This is a genomic window from Staphylococcus sp. HL28 (genome assembly GCF_021117155.1).
GTDB lineage: Bacteria > Bacillota > Bacilli > Staphylococcales > Staphylococcaceae > Staphylococcus > Staphylococcus warneri.
This window is the reverse complement of sequence record NZ_CP088218.1, coordinates 1,154,709-1,176,009: the sequence shown is the minus strand read 5'-3', so window position 1 is coordinate 1,176,009 and position 21,301 is coordinate 1,154,709. Positions and strand designations below refer to the sequence as shown.

The following is a 21,301-nucleotide window of genomic DNA, read 5'->3' as shown; positions in this document are numbered from 1 at the left end:
TTTTTCAACTTCCCTATTATAGCATAGGTCATTTGTGTACACAAACATTGAAATTGCAACGTTTGTGAAATTATTTATTACTTATTTCAATTAAAATTTACGTTAAACGATTTATGCATTATTTGCAAGAAATAGCGTTTATCATTGTTTATCTAATTGAAAGATATATGATAGAACTTCTTGTTTCGCAACACTATCATCTATACCTAACATCGATTTAAAATAAACATCATATGCGACAATCCAATCTTCTATTGGAAATAGTGCTTCGATATTTAGTGGATATAACAATATAGAATGATTATTCATGACATGGCTCGCTTCATCAACTATATGTATGGCACCATTTTCAAGGTTCTCAATCACTTTTGGTAAGACAACTGATTTTAAAGTCGTGTGTTCTAGGCCATTCAAATCTTTAGGAATAATGTCAACTGTTGTACCATATTTGGTAATTGAGATGCTAGTTTCAGACTGTGCAAATCTTAAGTATTCTAACATCAAACTGATAATACTATTTTCAAAAGTTGAATGACTTAACAAATAATGGATTGTTTCTTTGAAATCATAATGCCCATTATCGATGAGTTGAAGTAGAACGTGCGTTTGTTCTCTTGTATTTAACTGATGGAATTGAGCTAATGAATGAGTCAATTGTTCTCGATTTGAATCTAACTTAGATTGCGCATATTCTTTTAATGGGAATAATTCCATTCTGGTCTTATGATCTCGGACTTCATCAATAATTTGATTAATCACTTCTACTGATTCATAGTATTGTTCTAAGCCGTTCAAACTTTTAACATAATATATCATTAACTCATCATACTTGTTTAAACCTTGTTTAAGTAAAATGATAGCTTCTTCTCTTAATTCCAAAAATGCACCCATTTGATAAAGTAAATCGCACTTTTTAATTGCTAGTGTTTCATCTAACTCAAACTGGCTTTCATATTGTTCAAATAATTCATACATTCTATCAAAGTCTTGTTTTAATTCTGCTTTTTTAATATCTTCTTTTAGCTTTTTCTCTGATAGTGGGAATGGGATGATATCTGACATTCAATTTGCACCTCAATTATTATAAATCTTGAAGAATTAATGCACTCCATGTCTCAAAGTCATCGTATGATTCTATTTTCCCTTTTTCAATCCATTTGATTCTAAGTGTATCTGTTTCTTTAGCTTCTACATCATTTGAATTGACTGTTATTTTAAATACAACACCCATGTGAACTTTGCCTACTTCATTGTTGTCATCATTGATAAAGCCTAGGTATTCCATATTTTGAGAATCTTCAGTAGGTAAACCTACTTCTTCTTCTAATTCTCTTTGGGCATTTACTCTTAGTACTTCATTAATTGAATCTGCCCCTACTACATCATTCATATGACCACCGACACCAATTGAAGATTGCCCATGCAATCTTTCTTCACCGCCGCCAGAAAGACGTTCATACACCAAAATTTCACCATTTTGATTTTCTAATAAACAATACGAAATAAGTTGTTTAAACGTTGGATCCTCTTCCATGTCTCCTCTACGTTTCACATCGTACTGACTTAATGAATTAAAAATATTACTACCTTTTTCATCATTTTTTGATAAAAAACCATTAAAAGCATTCTTTTCATTATCGAAAAGCGTTGCTCTTGGCACTACTATAATTTGCTCATCAAATTTAGACATATTAAACTCCTTTATGTTTTCTTTTATAATATTATTCTATCAAACTTGTTTTTGATTCGCGATTGTTATCGTATCTTCTTAATTTATATCAAAGGTTAAACAATTTTATATTTAAATAGAAAGAGATATAAATAAAAGCTGGGACATCATATAAATGTCTCAGCTTTTATGAGTTATGTTTATTTTAAAGCGTCTTTTGCTTTTGATACTAATTCACCGAATGCTTTATCGTCTGAAATAGCAATTTCAGATAACATTTTACGGTTGATATCGATGTCAGCTTTTTTCAATCCGTTCATTAAACGTGAATAGCTAATATCATGTTTACGTGCTGCTGCATTAATACGTGTAATCCATAATTTACGGAAATCACGTTTACGTTGACGACGGTCACGGAATGCGTATTGACCTGATTTCATTACTTGTTGTTTTGCTACTTTATATAATGTATGTTTTGAACCGAAGTAACCTTTAGCTAATTTAATCGTTTTTTTACGACGTGCTCTTGTTACTGTTCCACCTTTTACTCGTGGCATATTAAATTCCTCCTTAGATACTATCTACGTAATTATTCTATATTCGTTAGTCGTATTATTTTTTATAAGATAATAATTGTTTTACACGTTTCATATCGCTTTTAGAAACTAATCTACTTTTACGTAATTGACGTTTTTGTTTAGTGTTTTTATTTGCAAATAAGTGAGATGTGAAAGCTCTTGAACGTTTTAATTGACCTGAACCAGTTCTTTTAACACGTTTCGCTGCTCCACGGTGAGTTTTCATTTTAGGCATGATTCATTTCCTCCTAGAAATTATTATTAATTATTTTTCATTAATTGGTGATAACATAAGGAACATTTGACGGCCTTCCATTTTAGGCTTTTGTTCGATTGTTGCAAGGTCTTTACATTCTTCAGCAAATTTTTCTAACTGGCGTTGACCAATTTCTTTGTGAGTAATGGCACGACCTCTGAAACGAATTGAAACTTTACATTTATCGCCTTTAGAAAGGAATTTACGTCCGTTTTTCAATTTTGTTTGGAAATCATGTTCCTCAATTGTTGGACTTAAACGTATTTCTTTAACGTTAATTGTTTTTTGTTTCTTCTTCATTTCTTTTTCTTTTTTCTGTTGTTCGAATTTGAATTTACCGTAATCCATAATTCTTGCAACAGGCGGCTTAGCATTTGGTGCTACGATTACTAAATCTAAATCAACACGTTCAGCCATTTCTAATGCTTCTTGTTTTGATTTAACACCAATTTGTTCACCATCTTGACCTACTAAACGAAGTTCTTTTGCACGAATTTTCTCATTAATTTGAGTCTGATCTTTTGCTATGGTTGACACCTCCCAGAATTTTACGAAATTGTCCCAAGCAAAAAAGAAGAGCGAGTATCACTACCCGCTCTTCTTCACACATTAATTGTGTAACATGATTAACCTGCCAACTGCTTGTTGCGTCGCTACAGGTGAGAAGCGGGAGCTTCTACTTGGTTCGTTTCGTATTCAACGTTATCAATCATATCAACAATAAATGTATTCGTCAACTACTTTTTTTATTAATCGTGATGTCTTATTTCTTCCATTGACACATCTTGACGTAAATCTACTTGTTCTAATGGGATTTTCTTCGTTTTATATCTTACTTTATGATAAATAAAGAATGCTAAGAATACTGGAATACCCATATAAGTAATAATAAATCTATTTAAATCAAAGTCTCCTGTTTTAATAAAATCGACATCTTGACCTAATATTACGATAACACATAAGAACCCAGCAAATATCGGACCAAATGGGAATAATTTAGCCGTATATTTTAATTTAGATTTATCATAATTTTGCTTATCAAAGGCACGTCTGAATCTATAATGACTCACGGCTATACCGACCCAAGCAATGAAGCCTGTCATACCACTAGCAGCAACGATATATTCATATGCATCACCACTAAAATGTTGGACTGCAAAAATCACTACAACAATAATTCCAGTTACAATTAAAGAAATGTGTGGCACACCATTTTTATTCGTTTTCGAAAATGAATTAAACGCGAGTTTATCTTTACTCATTGAATATAACATTCTAGTAGATGCATACATTCCTGAATTCCCTGCAGATAATACTGATGTTAAAATAACTGCATTCATAAATGATGCTGCAAATGCAAGCCCTGCATTTTTAAATACTAAAGTAAATGGTGATGTAGAAATACTATTTTCTCCACCCATAAGCGCACTACTATCGTAAGGTATTAACATACCAATGATGAATATTGCTAATATATAAAATAATAATATTCTCCAGAATACTTGTTTAATTGCTTTTGGAACGGCTCTTTCAGGATTTTCAGATTCACCTGCTGTTATCCCTATTAATTCAGTACCTTGGAATGAGAAACCAGCAACTAGGAACACGCCCAATATTGAAAGTAAGCTACCACCTAAGTTACCACCAAGGATTGGGCCGCTTCCTTTAGTAAACGTTTCAAAACCAACGAATTTACCACCCATAATACCTACAATAGTTAATAAACCTATCACAATAAATATGATGACAGTAACAACTTTTATTAGTGCAAACCAATATTCACTCTCACCATACACTCGAACTGACAACGAGTTAAGTGCAAAGATAATTACTAAAAATATACAACTCCAGACCCAAGCTGGCACACTTTGCATTGGGGACCAATATTGTATGACTTGCGCGGCAATGGTTACATCTGCAGCTACAGTAATAACCCAGTTAAACCAATAATTCCATCCTAATGCAAATCCAAGTGATGGATCTACAAATCGTGTGGCGTAAGTACTAAATGATCCTGAAACTGGTAAATATGTGGCCATTTCGCCAAGTGATGTCATTAAGAAGAACACCATTGCTCCGATAATCGCATATGCAATCAAAGCACCTAATGCTCCAGCACTGTGAATGGCTCCACCCGAAGTCATAAATAGACCTGTACCAATACAACCACCAATGGCTATCATAGATATATGGCGGTCTTTTAAACCTCTTTGTATCCCTTCGTTTTGACTTTTGTTTTTACTCATAGAAGATTCCTTTCTTTGTATTTAGAGGCAGTTATGATTTTGTTTTATCATTTATTAAAGAAACAACACGTTAAGTTCTATATCTTCATTTATATGACTACACAATACCTCACTTAATCATGTTACTTTTATTTATAAATCTAAAACAAAAAAGTGGCTACATACCTTTAAGATATGCAACCACTTTGCTTTTATCTATATAAGGTAGCACATCACATTCTGTGACAGTACAGTTTCTTTCGACAACTGTCCCAACAAATCATAATTATGGTTATCATTTGTTTCGGCAATATTACCTTTAACTTGTTCAACATACGTCCCATAAGACTTCTGACAAGCGACTCTTTAATATTGCAACCTCTAACTCAACTTTTTTTTAACTAACTTGTAATATACATGAACTCCATTTAAATTTCAAGCTTATCTATGCTTTTTCAAACGGATTTCATCTACTAAATTCCAGATAAATTCATCTTTTTCTAATGTCTCTTGGTCTTGTGAACCATATTTACGTACATTTACTTCACTGTTTTCTACTTCTTTATCTCCTACCACTATTTGGTATGGGATTTTTTGCATTTGAGCTTCACGGATTTTATAACCCATTTTTTCATTACGATCATCGATTTCAACACGTACGCCTTGAGATTTTAATTCATCTTGTATTGATTTTGCATAATCATAATGTAAATCTAAATTAACTGGAATAATTTCAACTTGTTTTGGTGCTAACCAAGTTGGGAATGCACCTTTAGTTTCTTCAGTCAAGAATGCCACAAATCGTTCCATTGTAGATACAACTCCACGGTGTATCACTACTGGTCTATGTTGCTCACCATCTTGACCGATATACGTTAATTCAAATCGCTCTGGTAATAAGAAGTCTAATTGTGCTGTAGATAATGTTTCTTCTTTACCCATAGCTGTTTTAACTTGAACATCTAATTTAGGACCGTAAAATGCTGCTTCACCGATAGCTTCTTCGTATGATAATCCTAATTCATCTGCCGCTTCTTTAATCATGTTCTCAGCTTTATTCCACATTTCATCATCATCAAAATACTTTTCTTTATCTTCTGGATCTCTATAACTTAATCTGAAGCGATAGTCTTCGAATCCGAAATCTTTATATACATCTTGAATCATATTAACTACACGTTTGAATTCTTCTTTAATTTGATCAGGTCTAACAAAGATATGTGAGTCATTTAAAGTCATACCTCTTACACGTTGTAGTCCGGATACAGCCCCACTAGCTTCATATCTGTGCATAGTACCTAATTCGGCAATACGTATTGGTAATTCTCTATAAGAATGAGGCTTATTGTTATAAACCATCATATGGTGCGGACAGTTCATTGGACGTAATACCATTTCTTCTGTCTCATCTAATTTCATAGTCGGGAACATGTCCTCTTGATAGTGATCCCAATGACCTGATGTTTTATATAAATCAACATTCGCTAAAACTGGTGTATAAACGTGGTCATAACCCATACTTACTTCTTTATCCACAATATAACGTTCAATTTCACGACGAATAGTAGCACCATTAGGTAACCATAAAGGTAAACCAGCACCAACAAGTTGACTATTAGCAAACAACTCTAAATCTTTACCGATTTTACGGTGATCACGTTCTTTACGTTCTTCCAACATTTCTAAATGCGCTTTTAAATCTTTTTTATCAAAGAATGCAGTACCGTATATACGTTGTAACATCTTATTATTACTATCTCCACGCCAGTATGCACCAGCTGTTGATAATAATTTAAATTCTTTTATTTTGGACGTAGATGGTACATGAACACCTCTACATAAATCAGTGAATTCCCCTTGTGAATATAAAGTCACATTTTCATCTTCAGGTATTGCATCAATTAATTCTAATTTGTATGGATCATCTTTGAAGAATGCTTTAGCTTCATCCCTAGTAACTACTTTTCTTTCGATTTTATGATTCTCATCAACAATTTTTTTCATTGTTTTTTCAATTTTTTCAAAGTCATCTGATGAAATTTTCTCTTCAGCATCAAAATCATAGTAGAAGCCGCCTTCAATGACAGGACCCACACCAAATTTAACATCCCCGTATAAACGTTTTAATGCTTGAGCCATCAAATGCGCAGTTGAATGACGTAATACTTCTAATGCCTCATCACTACCTGGTGTAACGATTTCAATATCACCATCTTCTTCTAATGGTCGTGTTAGATCTACCATTTGTCCGTTAAATTTACCTGCTACGGCTTTTTTACGTAGCCCTGGACTAATTGATTGTGCTATATCTTCAGTAGTAGTGCCTTTATCAAATGCCTTTGAATTACCATCTGGAAATTGAATATTAATTTGATCCATACTATAACCTCCTAAATTATAAAAATCATATCGTTGACTTATTGAATAAAAATCAATGTAAAAGTGTAGAGAAAATAAAAAAATCCCGCCCCTAAATCAGGGACGAGATTGTCGCGGTACCACCCTAGTTAAGCGTTAAAACCTTACTCATTTATAAAAATAAGCTATTTTAACGACTTCTCTACATAAGATAACGGTCTTGAGCCGAGTATTCATTACAAATACCATGCATTAAAGTAGTAATAATTTAATTTATTAACCGTATTCTCATCAATCAACGGCTTTCTGTGTAACAGTGATTAAATTATCATGTCTTCAACAGTTTCAACGATTTAGATTTGATTCTATTATACAACATTTTATGAAAATATCAATTATTTCTAAAGTTTTCACCTTTCAAGTAATAAGGTGTGGATAATGTTTTAATACGTTCAATAATTCGAGCCGCTTTTGTTTTTTCAGCGCCTTCACGTGTCATTGATAAATGATGTTCTAATTCATCATAACTTAAATTTGAAGTAAAGAAAGTGGGTAATTCATGAACCATTCTGTAATGCAATAATGGCCCAATAACTTCATCCCTAACCCACGGTGTTACTTCTTCTGCACCAATATCATCTAACATTAATATATTGGCTTCTCGAATTCTTTGTAATTTTCTTTCATAACTACCATCTTTAAACCCACCTTTAAGTGTGCGAATATATTCGGGAAGATAAACTATTGTAGATGGCACTTTCTTAGCTTTAAGTTGATTTGCTATAGCACCTAAAATAAAGGACTTTCCAGTGCCAAAAGGTCCATGAAGATATAACCCTTTGACATTTTCACCATTAATTAACTTTTTGCATATATCATTAACTTGCATTGCAATATCCAAACGGTTTCGTCCAGTAGTATAAATATCTTTAATTTTTGCATTTAAAGTATCTCTCTGCATATGATGCGATGTAATCAATTGAGAATTAAGTCTTTCTTCATCATATTTTACTTTACACGGACACGGTAAATAGCGAATTTTAATGCGATCATTTTCAATATATAATTCTGGCACATGACCTTTAACAAAATTAGGACACTCATTAAAATTATGCCCATCATAGTGCTTTTGTTGATCTTTATATTCTTGAAGGACGTTTAAGTCTTCATCAATCATGGCATTAGTTAGTTCTGATTGGTGTTCATTTAAAAATTGTTTCACATCAGGGTCATTAATAACCTGCTGACGTATTTTGGCAATTCTCTTTTCGAAATCTTTATTTGAACCTACAATATTCTTAAAGCTTTCCATCTAATCCTCCTCCCAATCTTTATTTAATTGTTCTAAGAATGCTTGTCTATCCCTTTCAAATTGCTCGTCTTTTTCATCTTTTGAAAGGTCTGTAGCATTTGGATTATCTCTTTCTTCTAACCATTTGGGCGTTTTTTCCCTAGAAACCAATTTACTTTTACGGTTATAACCTTGATATGATTGCGATTTATGTTCATATGATGGTTTAGGTTGATTAACTTTCAAAGCATATTCATAAGCCTGCTTAGCTGTTGTTATACCTTTCTTTTTCCAATTCGAAGCAATTTCAAAAATATAAGACTTCGGTAATTTCATATCTTCTTTGAGCATAACAAATTGTAATAAAATATTAATAACCCCGAAGTTCATTTTTTCTCTATGAATTAATTCTTCAATCATATTCTTTTGAGATAAAGTTGGTTCTGACTCAGACCATGATGCTAACATATCAATCGGACTCGTCTGTTCCAACAATTGAAGCCACTGTTCCGTGTCATTTTCAGGATCAGGAATTTCATTATTCTGGGTCGAAATGTCACTTGGTTTAATGTTTTTATTCAATTCTAACTTAGGTAATTGATTTTCATGTTCTATTAAATAATAAGAACGTGCCTGTTTACGCATCTCTTCAAAAGATAATTGCTGCGCACTTGTAATTGAATTCAATATAATATGTTTCATCGCATCAGCCGTTAAACCATATAAAGTTGCGAGTTGAACAATTAGACTTTTAGCATCCTTTGTCACTATTTCATTTGAGATGAAATGGTTATGTAACATCTGTTTCAACATATCAAAATCAAAAGATTCATTAGATAAATCCAATCCTTGATAGTCACTCGCTTTAGGTATATTTTGTGTATCGATATCTAAAATTCTATTAGGTACTTTAAAGACATCTGTAAACTTTCTGGTTGTTTGTTGATATTGCGATAAGTCTCTAACAGTTTGTTCAAAATGTTTCTTTAGAACCTGATATCTTTTTTTATCAACTTCACTATATAAAAATACAGATAACATAGGATCATTGAAAAATTGGGATGGTGACGGAGGCTGAATCAATTGATATATAAAATGTGTTTGTTGTTCGTCATGTTTTACAAATGATTTCATCAAACCAATAGCTTCTAATAAATCCATTTGATTTCTAAAGTCGATTAAATTTTCTTTAAGTTCATTCATAATGACATAATGGGTTAGTGGTTGCTCAATATCATTAGAAAATTGGTGCATAAAATGATATAAACCAATTGCTTGAGTCCCAATTAAAGGTGTAAACAGTCGATTTAGTATTTCAAGATGCTGTGAATTTAAATGAAAATCTTGAATCACTTCAAAACTATCTTGTGGTCTTAAACCTAATTCAAAGGAATTTAACCCCATTTATAAATCACTCCGTTTATTATCATTCAGAATACCTTGCATTGAGGCTAACAGCTGATCAATATCTTTAAACTCTTTATATACTGAGGCAAAGCGAACATAAGAAACTTGGTCTACATGCATTAATAAGTTCATCACATGTTCTCCAATTTCTCTAGATGAGATTTCAGTATGCCCCTCATCTCTTAATTGCCACTCCACTTTATTTGTTATATCCTCTAGTTGTTGATATCTTACCGGACGTTTTTCACATGATCTAACTAGTCCATTCAAGATTTTTTCTCTTAAAAATTGTTCTCTAGTTCCATCTTTTTTCACTACTATTAATGGACTCACTTCTATATGTTCAAATGTTGTAAATCTAGTACCACAATTTTCACATTCTCTTCTTCGACGAATCGCGTTCGCATCTTCTGCATGACGTGAATCTACTACTCTTGAATGTGTTGAATTACATTTTGGGCATTTCATGATTGTCACCCTTTTCTATTTAGATTATGCTCAATTATACTATAAATTCACACGTTACAAAAGAAAGCGCCTTTTAAATTATATGTCTAAAAGTGTAAACTATTTTATATCATTAAATATAACAACCTAAATAAAAAATGTGACATTTTCAAAAATGATGCTTAAATCAAATTTTTTCTTCATTTTATTTCTATTTAAATTTGACATTTTCACTTATATTGAACAAAGAAAAACTGCCAATCTAATCTTTTACAATAAAGATTAGACTGACAGTCACTTAAAAGTTATTTTTACACAGCTTCTACTGCTTTATGAGATTCTATCAACTTGCCAATTTGTTCTGCTACTTCGACAACTCTATTTGAATATCCCCATTCATTATCATACCAAGCGATAACTTTAACTTTATTATCACCCATAACCATTGTAGATTGTGCATCAATTACCGCAGAATTAGGATTTGTATTAAAATCTACTGAAACAAGTGGTTCACTTTCTACATCCAATACACCATCTAAATTTGCATTTTTGAATGCATCATTAATTTGATCAACTGTTACATTTTGTTCTAAATCTACAACTAAGTCTACAAGTGAAACGTTTTTAGTTGGTACTCTTAGTGCCATTCCATGTAATTTACCCTCTACTTCAGGTAGCACTTCTTTTAATGCTTTAGCTGCACCTGTAGATGTCGGTATAATACTTTCGTTACATGAACGTGCTCTACGTAAATCTTTATGTGGGTTATCAATATTCTTTTGGTCATTTGTAATTGCGTGTACTGTAGTCATTAGACCGTTCACGATTCCAAATTCGTCATTTAATACTTTAGCAACTGGGCCAATACAGTTAGTTGTACATGATGCATTACTGAAAATATCGAATTCATTAACATCTAATTTATCATCATTGACACCTTTCACAATCATTTGAACATGGCCACCTTTAGATGGACCTGTTAATAATACTTTTTTTGCACCTGCGTTGATATGTGCAATAGCTTTATCACCATGATTGAATTTACCAGTTGCTTCGATGACAACATCTATATCAAGTTCTTTCCAAGGTAAGTTTTCAGGATTTCTATCAGAAACTAATTTGATATCTTGGTTTTTATAACGAATGCCATTTTCAATAGCTTCTACTTTTTCATCGTACTTACCATGAGTTGTATCATAATTAATAAGATGCGCAATTGTTTCTGGAGGGTAACTTGCATTAATTGCCTTTACATTTAAGTTTTCATTTTTCAAAGCAATTCTTAATACCATTCTACCTATTCTACCCATACCGTTAATTGCTATATTCGTTGTCATTTAAAGCACCCCTTGACCATTTATTTATATGTTATACTTTATGGCATTAGTATAACATAATAAATTACTTTTGAAAGCGTTTACCAAAACTTTACAAATACAAATTTTAATCAAACTTAATAAGTATTAGTTATTAAATAACAATGAACTAAAGATTATCGAAATTATAAATTTGAAATGGTTCTTAAGCAGTTAGGTATATATATGACAAAAAACCTGAGGCATTCAACAATGTCTCAGGTTTAATAAAAATTCTCTTTTTGAATTATTTCTCGATAAAACCTTTTTCACTAAGCAACCTTTCTAAATTTTGCTTTAGTTCTAGTTTATCACCGAGATTATCAATCACATGGTCTGCCATTCTACTTTTCTTATCAATAGATATTTGGCTATAAACTCTTGCTTTCGCTTCTTCTTGAGTTAAATCATTTCTTTCCATTAAACGATCGATTTGAATACTTTCTGATGTGTAAACAAGCCATACTTCATCAACAGTATCCTGCAATTCATTTTCAAATAAAAGTGGTATATCCATAATCACGTTATGGCCTTCATTTAAAAATTGTTGCTTCTTTTGTTCCATTATTTCTCTAACTATTGGATGGACAATTTCATTTAACTTAATACGTTCACCTGGATTATTAAATACTAATTCACCCATATATTTTCTGTCCATCTCGCCATTTTCATCTATAGCTTCATCGCCAAAAACTTCTCTTACTTTCTCTATACCTGGTGTTCCTTTAGCAACTGCATCTCTTGCAGCTGTATCAGCATCTACTACTTTAAAACCAAATGCAGTTAATAATTCAGATACAGTTGATTTACCTGATGCGATACCACCAGTAAGTCCTATTACTTTTGACATATTTTCACGCTTCCTTTATTTCTGACAAGTCGGGCAATAGTGACTATTTCTAGATGCGATGACTTGAGTTTCAATTGAATGCCCACATACCTTGCAATATTTTTGTTTATATACATTCAGATGTAACTGCATTTCACCTGTTTTGCCATCAGCATGACGATAATCGGAAATGCTCGTTCCTCCGTATTTAATACCCTCATTTAATACAGATCGAACATGATAAAATACCATTTCTTTTTCTTGATGTGATAAATCTTGTGTTAGTCGACTGGGTAAAATACCGGCTCTAAATAGCGCTTCACATGCATAAATGTTTCCACAGCCAGATATAACTTTATGATCTAAAATCACTTGTTTAATCGGTTTTTTAGCATAATTCTTTTTATTCGTACAATCTAAAAAATGTTGCAGTGCTTCTTCGTCAAAGGGTTCCGGAGCTATGCTCAAAAATGAAGGATATGAGTCAAAGCTACTCACATTTCTAATTTCCCCAAAGCGACGAATATCTGAATAAATTAATTTTTTACCATTGTCTAATTCAAAAATAACTTGCCAATGCTTACGATAATTAGGCACATTAATTTGTTCTAAATGGTCAACTACGAAGAAACCACCTGCCATACCTAGATGACTAATTAAAATACGTTGTTCTTCATCACGATTAATATAAAATACAATATATTTACTTCTTCGCTCAATTTTGGTAATTGTATAACCTTCTGTTAGGCGTTGAAAACTTTCGAGTGTCATTCCTTTGATAATCGTCTCTCGTCCATCTTCTTTACCTTTTTTTACATTTTCAGAAAAAGTTATTTTATTAATCGTAGTATTTACGGCATATGGTTCAATTCCTCTTTTAACATGTTCTACTTCTGGTAATTCCGGCATATTCAAACCTTCCTTTATTTTGCATCATACCACGTCGCACCGTAACTTGAGTCAACTTTTAGTGGCACATCTAATGCTAGTGCAGACTCCATAATTTCTTCTACAAACTTACTAAACGCTTCTACTTCATCTTTTGGAACTTCAAAGATTAATTCATCGTGAACTTGCAATAATAGTTTCGCGTGATATTCAGTATGTTGTACTTCTTCATTGAATTGCACCATAGCCAATTTGATAATATCTGCCGCACTACCTTGAATTGGCGTATTCATTGCTGTTCTTTCTGCAAAACTTCTTAAATTAAAATTACGACTTGTAATATCTGGAATATATCTACGACGATGTAATAATGTTTCTACAAAACCTTGTGCTTTAGCATCTTTCACAATATCTGACATATATTGTTTGACGCCTGGAAAACTATCTAAATAATCATCAATAAATGCTTTCGCCTTTTTACGTGTAATTCCTAAACTTTGGCTCAATCCATAATCACTTATGCCATACACAATTCCAAAGTTAACTGCTTTCGCTTGTCTACGCATTAAACTATCAACTTCGTCCGCTTCTACATCGAAAACCTTCATTGCAGTCGCTGTGTGAATATCATGCCCATTAATAAATGCTTCTTTCATACTTTCATCTTGAGTAATATGAGCTAAAACTCTTAATTCAATTTGAGAATAATCGGCACTTAAAATAACACTATCAGATGATGTCGGTTTAAATGCTTTTCTAATTTTCCTACCTTCTTCTAGACGAATAGGTATATTTTGTAAATTAGGATCAATACTTGATAAGCGACCAGTTTGCGCTAATGTTTGATTAAAACGTGTATGAATACGATGATCATCACTAATTACTTTTTGTAATCCTTCTACATAAGTAGATTGTAATTTTGATAATTGGCGATATTCTAAAATATAATCAATAATTGGGTGTTGGCCTTGTAACTGTTCCAATACATCAACAGCAGTAGAATAGCCCGTTTTTGTTTTTTTAATTACAGGTAATTCTAGTGTTTCAAACAACACTACGCCAAGTTGTTTTGGAGAATTGATGTTAAATTCTTCACCGGCAGCTTCGTGAATATTTTTAATTAAAACATCTAGCTTTTCTTGAATCTCTTTCTCCATTTGTTGTAAATCTTTAACATCAGTATAGATTCCAATTTCTTCCATCTCACTTAATATTTCAGCTAACGGTAGTTCTAAATCTGCTAATAATGATTCTTGGTTATATTCTTTCAACTGTTTTTGCATTTCAGCTTTTGATTGACTTACCGCTTCAATTATTGATGCAACATGCTTATTTAGGATCCCATCTTCTGGCACATGATGCTTTTTACCCTTACCATAAATAGCCACGTTATCTTGCACATAATGTTGTCCATATAAAGAAACAACTGAATTCACATCGTCAATCGTTCTTGATGGATCGATAATATAACTAGACAACATCACATCAAACTGGATGTTTTGAATATCGATATCAAGTCTATGTGCAACAACATAAGTTTTCTTAGCATCATAAACAGTTTTCGCTGTATCTGGGTTTTCTAACCAATAGACTAAATCTGAAAATTGCTTAATCTCATCTGTATTAATTACAACATGATGTTCGCCAGTATATAGTCCAAACTTTAAAATATTGTCTTTTAAATAATTACTATCTTCTAGTTCAAAATGAATGGTTGCCTCATCTAAATCAGAAAAATTAATGTGATTAAAATTCGACTCAATTTCAAAAGTCTTATCTTTTTGTTCTTGGGTTGCCTCTACTGAATCTATTTCTGCTAATAATTGATTAAACTCTAATTTTTTAAAGAGCTCAATTTTTTCAGTTTCATCTAAATGCTCATCCATTTTAGTATCTTCTAATTTAACTTCTATTGGACTTTCAACATTAATAGTAGCTAAATCTTTACTCATTAAAGCATCATCTTTACTATTTTCAAGCTTTTCTTTAAGTTTTTTACCTGAAACACTATCTATATTGTCATAAACGCCTTCTACAGTATTGAATTGATTTAGTAATTTAATCGCTGTTTTTTCACCTACGCCAGCTACGCCAGGTATATTATCTGATGTGTCGCCCATTAACCCTTTCATATCAATAATTTGATTTGGTGTTAATCCATTATATTTTTCTGCGATAAAGTCAGGTGTATAATGATCTACATCTGTTACACCTTTTTTAGTATAGTAAATTGTGACATGATCAGTTGCAAGTTGCGTTAAATCTCTATCACCTGTAATAATGATAGTTTCAAATCCTGCTTTGTCAGCTTCTCTACTCAAAGTACCAATAATATCATCTGCTTCATAATTTTCTAATTCATATCTTTTTATGTGATATGCATCTAATAATTGACGAATATATGGAAATTGTTCACTTAACTCTGGCGGTGTCTTTTGTCTCCCACCTTTATATTCACTATATTTAGAATGTCTGAAAGTTGTTTTACCTGCATCAAACGCCACTAAAAAGTGATTAGGTTGTTCTTCTTTAAGAATTTTCTCTAGTAACATTGCAAAGCCATATACTGCATTTGTATGTATGCCTGCCTTATTTGAAAGTAATGGCAAAGCATAGAATGCTCTAAAACTTAAACTATTACCATCAATTAATACTAATTTATTCACGTTATAAACCTCCAGCACATATTTAAATATATTTTAGCATAAACAGTGTATGCTCATTAAACATTAAGTACCATTGTCTCATAATTCATATAACTAAAATAAGAACCACATACCTATGTGAATTCAATCATTATAGGGTGTGGTTCTTAATATTTTTAATCTTCATCGATAAACGTCACTTTAAAGGTCGAACCTTCATTTAAACGACTATCTACGCTAATTCTTCCATTATGTGCTTCAACAATGTGCTTAGTAATCGATAATCCTAATCCAGTACCGCCGGAATCTCTACTTCGTGCTTTATCAACTCGATAAAATCTTTCAAAAATATGTTTCTGTTCCTCAGCACTAATTCCTATACCAAAGTCTTGAATTTCTAAGTTTACTTTTTTACCTTGGCGATACACACTTACTATGACTTTATTATCATTAGTCGAATAATTAATAGCATTGGATAATAAATTCGTAATAACTTGAGCAATTTTATCTTCATTTGCTTTGAAAATAACGTCCCGTTCAATTTTAGATTCAATTGTTATATTTTTATTCTGAGCTTGATTTTGTAAATTATCTATTGTTGTATAAGCTAATTCAGATAAATTCATATAACTTGTTGCAATTTCGTTTTGTTGTTCAATATGCGATAAATCAAGTAAGTCCATCACAAGTGATTCGATTCTGTTTGATTCTTTCAGAATAATATTTAAGAACATATTAAGTGATTCTTCATCATTTTTTGCACCTTCAATCAATGTTTCCGCGAATCCTTTAATTGATGTAATTGGTGTTTTAAGTTCATGAGATACGTTTGCTACAAATTCTCGACGTAGATTTTCTAATTTTTGCAAATTAGTAATATCATGTAGTACGACAACCATACCTTGTAGCTTTTTCTTCGATTTAGAAAGAATCGGTACACATGATACATCAAAATATTTTGTGTGAACATTATTAATATCCACTTCAATCTGTTCATAAATCACTTTCTCAGTTCTAAAACTTTCCATGATTAATTTTTCAATTTTATCATTTATAAAACCAATATAACTTTTATTTTCTACACTTTGGTCAGGACTAAATACTTCGTAATATGCCGAGTTTGCCACGACAATTTCACCATGCTTATCAATCATTAGTACTGAACTTGGTATATTTTCCAATGTCGTTTTTAATCTATTGGATTGGATTTTTTGTCTGTTATTTAATTTTTGTAAACGTCTTGCAAGCTCATTTGTCGTTACAAACAAAGCCTTAGTTTCTTTGACATTACTTTCAGGTACACGAACATGATAATACCCATCTGCCAGTAACGACGTAGCATATGTCACTTCATTTATAGGTCTAATATATGTACGATTGATACTTCTACTAGCTAGGTAAACTGTAATTAATACAATCACACCTACAATTGATAGGTACTTCCACATTTCTTTTTGCAAGTCTAATATTTCATCATTAATGCCACTTATGTATACCGTTTTATCATCAATTTGACTTTTGAACGTATACTTCAAACCAAGTTTTGTATTTTTATGAATTAATTGTGAAGGATTAGCTTCATTATCTATGCGTTTATCTATTTTTTCTTCTTTATTTGTCGTATATATCAATTTATCATTTTTCTTGATAACGATGATATTTTCTTGATTATTTGCAATATTTTTAATTTCACTTTTTTTATTATCGTTATATAAACTAACATAATTGCGTGCTTCTTTTTCGAGTTCTTTAGTTTGATTTTGTGTTAATGTTTGATAAATCATGTTGTGGACAATAGCACCTAAACCTATAAAACTAATAATCGTAATGGTACTAATTAATATTAAAAGACGATGATGAAATTTCAACATTAACTTTTAGGACGCTCCAATTTATAGCCTAATCCTCTTACAGTTTTAATCAATTTAGGTTGTTTAGGGTTTTCTTCTAATTTGTCTCTCAAATGACTAATATGGACATCAACGATACGAGAATCACCAGCGAACTCATAATTCCATACAGAATTTAACATATGTTCTCTTGTAATGACACGACCTTGTCGTTCAATAAGATAAAGTAATAATTCAAATTCTTTTGGTGTGAGTTCTAATAACTCATCATCTTTATATACTTCGAAAAATTCAGGACGAATACGAATTGAATCAATAATAATATCCTCATCATCCGTCTCATTTTGCTCAACTTCATTTACAAATTGTGAACGTCTTAATATTGCTTTTACTCTTGCCACGACTTCTCTAGGTGAGAAAGGTTTAGTCATATAGTCATCAGCACCCAGTTCCAAACCTAATACCCTATCAAATTCATCATCCTTAGCTGTTAGCATAAGAATAGGTACTAAATTTTTATCAGATCTAATTGTTTTACAAACCTCAATACCATCTTTTTTTGGTAACATGACGTCTAATACAATTAAATCTGGTTGAGACGATTCAACCTTTTGTAGTGCTTCTTCACCGTCATAGGCTACTTCTACTATGTATCCAGCTGTTTCTAAATTATATTTAAGTAACGTAACGATCGATTGTTCATCGTCAACGACTAATACTTTTTGTGACATGATGTGCCTCCCCCATTTAGATTACATGTTTATTATAACTGATGTTTAAATACAAATAACATACCTACACATCAAATTTACATAAACTTAACAATCCATTTAATATGCTACTTATATTAAGCTAACATTGGATTAATATTGTCATTTCATTAATTAAACTATCATTTTTTTATAAAAAATGATATTAAAAGACTAGGAATTTACAAAATCTTAATAAAAAAAACGGATTGGTTTCCCAATCCGTTTCATTCAATATCATCTTTTATTTTAAGTTTTTGATTAATTCGTCAGCAAATTCAGAAGTTGATACTTCAGTCGCACCATCCATTAAACGAGCGAAGTCATAAGTAACAATTTTAGAAGCGATTGTTGCTTCAATAGAGTCTGTAATTTTATCAGCAGCTTCTTGCCAACCTAAATGTTCTAACATTAATACTGAACTTAATAGTTCAGAAGATGGGTTTACTTTGTTTAAACCAGCATATTTAGGCGCTGTTCCGTGAGTAGCTTCAAAGATAGCATGACCTGTTTCATAGTTGATATTTGCGCCTGGTGCAATACCAATTCCACCAACTTGGGCAGCTAATGCATCTGAAATATAGTCACCATTTAAGTTCATTGTAGCAACAACTTCATGTTCAGATGGACGAGTTAAAATTTGTTGTAAGAAGATATCAGCGATTGAGTCTTTAACAATAATTTTACCTTCTTGCTCAGCTTTTGATTGCGCTTCATTCGCAGCATCTTTACCTTCTTTTTCTACAATTTCATCATATTGTTGCCAAGTGAATACTTGATCAGCAAATTCATTATGAGCTAAATCGTAACCCCATTGTTTAAATGAACCTTCAGTGAATTTCATAATGTTACCTTTATGAACTAAAGTTACTGCTTTACGGTTATTATCGATTGCATATTGGATAGCAGCTCTAACCAATCTTTCTGTACCTTCTTTAGAAACTGGTTTAATACCGATACCTGAAGTTTCAGGGAATCGGATATTTGTTGCTCCCATTTCATCTTGTAAGAAGTCTATCACTTTCTTAACTTCTGGTGTACCTTCTTTGAATTCAATACCTGCATAGATATCTTCAGTATTTTCACGGAAAATAACCATATCTACGTCTTGAGGGCGTTTAACTGGTGATGGTACACCTTGGAACCAACGTACAGGACGTAAGCAAGTGAATAAGTCTAATTCTTGTCTTAAAGCTACGTTTAATGAACGAATACCACCACCGATTGGTGTAGTTAATGGACCTTTAACAGCAATTAAATATTCTTTAATTGTGTCTAAAGTTTCTTGTGGTAACCATTCACCAGTATTGTCATATGCTTTTTGTCCAGCTAAAACTTCTTTCCATTCGATTCGTTTTTCACCATTATAAGCTTTTTCTACTGCAGCATCGATAACACGACTAGCTGCTTTCCAGATATCTGGTCCAATTCCGTCACCGATAATGAAAGGAATGATTGGTTCGTTTGGTACATTTAATCCATCTTTAGTTTGAGTAATTTTTTCTGCTGTCATAAAATTTGACCTCCAAGTAATTTGTTTGAATTCACCTAATACTATAGATGATTTGATTATCTTTCTTCAATAGGAACATATTTACGATTCGTTTCACCAATGTAATTTGCTCTTGGACGCATGATTCTATTATCTCTGTATTGCTCAAGAATATGTGCAATCCAACCAGATGTACGACTGACTGCAAAGATTGGTGTAAATAAATCATGTGGAATGTCCATACTATGATAAACAGTCGCACTAAAGAAATCGACGTTAGGAATTAAACCTTTTTCTTCTTTCATACGTTTTTCTATAGCTAATGACATTTCATATAATTCGCTTTGTCCTGTTTCTTCAGTAATCTTTCTACTCATTTCACGTAAGTATTTAGCACGAGGGTCGCCTTCTTTATATACACGATGACCGAAGCCCATAATTTTTTCTTTATTTGCAATTTTTTCATCTAAATAGTTATCTACATTATCTAATGAACCTACTTCAGATAACATAGCCATAACGCGTTCATTAGCGCCACCATGTAAAGGTCCTTTTAATGAACCAACAGCAGCTACAATACCTGAATACATATCAGATAAAGAAGATACTGCACAACGAGCAGTGAACGCTGATGCATTTAATTCGTGATCTGCATGTAAGATTAATGCTTTGTTAAATGCTTCTTCTTCAATATCAGTAGGTAATTCACCTTTTAACATATATAAGAAGTTTCCAGCGTAGCTTAAATCTGAATTTGGTTTTAATGGTTCTTTACCTTCACGTACACGTGAAAATGCTGTTACTAATGATGCAATTTTAGCCTGAATACGAATTGCTCTTTCATATTTCTTTTCATCAGCTTCATCTTCTGCATCTGGATCAAAATGAGCAATGTATGATACTGATGTACGTAATGCTGTCATTGGATGTACTTTATCAGTTACATACTCTTCAAAATGTTTATACACTCTAGGATTAAGTGTCATATACTCATATAATTTTGATTTAAGTTCTTGTAATTCTTCTTTAGTTGGCAATCTATAATTCCATAATAAAAAGATGATTTCTTCAAATTGGGCATTTTCTGCAAGATCGTCAATATCATATCCTGCGTATGTTAATTGACTATCGATGATTGAGCTGATTTTAGTTTCAGCTGCAATTACCCCTTCCAAACCTCTTTGTAATTCTGCCATGATAAATTTCCCCTTTACTATTTCTTTATGAAATGGCTTTCAACTAGTATTATAGCTAATTATTAA

Annotated in this window: 18 protein-coding genes, 1 riboswitch and 1 other annotated feature; all 18 genes read right to left on the bottom strand. The window is 32.0% G+C overall.

Going from position 1 to position 21,301, the window contains the following annotated elements; translation table 11 throughout:
* Positions 1-141: 141 nt before the first annotated feature.
* A complete protein-coding gene (locus LPC11_RS05740) occupies positions 142-1,062 on the bottom strand; it encodes a hypothetical protein (RefSeq protein ID WP_023372840.1) in 921 nt (306 codons plus the stop codon).
* 19 nt (positions 1,063-1,081) lie between these two features.
* The gene (locus LPC11_RS05735; protein WP_023372842.1) at positions 1,082-1,690 is read right to left on the bottom strand and encodes an NUDIX domain-containing protein; all 609 of its coding nucleotides are present in this window, start codon (positions 1,688-1,690) and stop codon (positions 1,082-1,084) included.
* 179 nt (positions 1,691-1,869) lie between these two features.
* Positions 1,870-2,226 carry a 50S ribosomal protein L20 gene (rplT, locus tag LPC11_RS05730; RefSeq protein ID WP_002451770.1) on the bottom strand — a complete coding sequence of 119 codons (357 nt, stop codon included), beginning with the start codon at positions 2,224-2,226 and terminating at the stop codon, positions 1,870-1,872.
* A gap of 55 nt (positions 2,227-2,281) precedes the next feature.
* Positions 2,282-2,482, bottom strand: a complete 201-nt coding sequence (rpmI, locus tag LPC11_RS05725) for a 50S ribosomal protein L35 (protein WP_002451769.1) — start codon at positions 2,480-2,482, stop codon at positions 2,282-2,284.
* A 30-nt stretch (positions 2,483-2,512) separates the two neighbouring features.
* Positions 2,513-3,040 (bottom strand): translation initiation factor IF-3, encoded by a 528-nt coding sequence (infC, locus tag LPC11_RS05720; RefSeq protein ID WP_002466019.1) that lies wholly within the window; start codon positions 3,038-3,040, stop codon positions 2,513-2,515.
* Between the two features lie 27 nt (positions 3,041-3,067).
* Positions 3,068-3,191: a sequence feature (ribosomal protein L20 leader region), on the bottom strand.
* 61 nt (positions 3,192-3,252) lie between these two features.
* Positions 3,253-4,749, bottom strand: a complete 1,497-nt coding sequence (locus tag LPC11_RS05715; protein ID WP_023372844.1) for an amino acid permease — start codon at positions 4,747-4,749, stop codon at positions 3,253-3,255.
* Between the two features lie 197 nt (positions 4,750-4,946).
* A riboswitch (Lysine riboswitch) is annotated at positions 4,947-5,120 on the bottom strand.
* 49 nt (positions 5,121-5,169) lie between these two features.
* Positions 5,170-7,107 carry a threonine--tRNA ligase gene (gene thrS / locus LPC11_RS05710; RefSeq protein ID WP_023372845.1) on the bottom strand — a complete coding sequence of 646 codons (1,938 nt, stop codon included), beginning with the start codon at positions 7,105-7,107 and terminating at the stop codon, positions 5,170-5,172.
* A gap of 370 nt (positions 7,108-7,477) precedes the next feature.
* Positions 7,478-8,398 (bottom strand): primosomal protein DnaI, encoded by a 921-nt coding sequence (gene dnaI / locus LPC11_RS05705; protein WP_023372847.1) that lies wholly within the window; start codon positions 8,396-8,398, stop codon positions 7,478-7,480.
* Positions 8,399-9,781 (bottom strand): replicative helicase loading/DNA remodeling protein DnaB, encoded by a 1,383-nt coding sequence (locus LPC11_RS05700; RefSeq protein ID WP_231307382.1) that lies wholly within the window; start codon positions 9,779-9,781, stop codon positions 8,399-8,401.
* Positions 9,782-10,252 carry a transcriptional regulator NrdR gene (gene nrdR, locus LPC11_RS05695; protein ID WP_002451763.1) on the bottom strand — a complete coding sequence of 157 codons (471 nt, stop codon included), beginning with the start codon at positions 10,250-10,252 and terminating at the stop codon, positions 9,782-9,784.
* A gap of 290 nt (positions 10,253-10,542) precedes the next feature.
* Entirely contained in the window at positions 10,543-11,568 is a 1,026-nt protein-coding gene (gap, locus tag LPC11_RS05690; protein WP_023372851.1) for a type I glyceraldehyde-3-phosphate dehydrogenase, read from the bottom strand.
* Positions 11,569-11,833: 265 nt separating this feature from the next.
* Positions 11,834-12,436: a dephospho-CoA kinase gene (gene coaE / locus LPC11_RS05685; RefSeq protein WP_023372853.1), complete on the bottom strand. Its 603-nt coding sequence runs from the start codon at positions 12,434-12,436 to the stop codon at positions 11,834-11,836.
* 15 nt (positions 12,437-12,451) lie between these two features.
* The gene (gene mutM, locus LPC11_RS05680) at positions 12,452-13,324 is read right to left on the bottom strand and encodes a bifunctional DNA-formamidopyrimidine glycosylase/DNA-(apurinic or apyrimidinic site) lyase (RefSeq protein WP_023372855.1); all 873 of its coding nucleotides are present in this window, start codon (positions 13,322-13,324) and stop codon (positions 12,452-12,454) included.
* Between the two features lie 14 nt (positions 13,325-13,338).
* A complete protein-coding gene (gene polA, locus LPC11_RS05675; RefSeq protein WP_231307381.1) occupies positions 13,339-15,969 on the bottom strand; it encodes a DNA polymerase I in 2,631 nt (876 codons plus the stop codon).
* Between the two features lie 155 nt (positions 15,970-16,124).
* On the bottom strand, positions 16,125-17,819 hold the full coding sequence (gene pnpS, locus LPC11_RS05670) for a two-component system histidine kinase PnpS (protein ID WP_041613587.1): 1,695 nt from the start codon (positions 17,817-17,819) through the stop codon (positions 16,125-16,127).
* A complete protein-coding gene (locus LPC11_RS05665) occupies positions 17,819-18,529 on the bottom strand; it encodes a response regulator transcription factor (RefSeq protein WP_023372860.1) in 711 nt (236 codons plus the stop codon). The genes pnpS and LPC11_RS05665 overlap by 1 nt, the downstream gene beginning before the upstream one ends.
* Before the next feature lie 262 nt (positions 18,530-18,791).
* The gene (gene icd / locus LPC11_RS05660) at positions 18,792-20,060 is read right to left on the bottom strand and encodes an NADP-dependent isocitrate dehydrogenase (protein ID WP_002452219.1); all 1,269 of its coding nucleotides are present in this window, start codon (positions 20,058-20,060) and stop codon (positions 18,792-18,794) included.
* Between the two features lie 56 nt (positions 20,061-20,116).
* Entirely contained in the window at positions 20,117-21,235 is a 1,119-nt protein-coding gene (locus LPC11_RS05655) for a citrate synthase (RefSeq protein WP_023372862.1), read from the bottom strand.
* Positions 21,236-21,301: the final 66 nt, after the last annotated feature.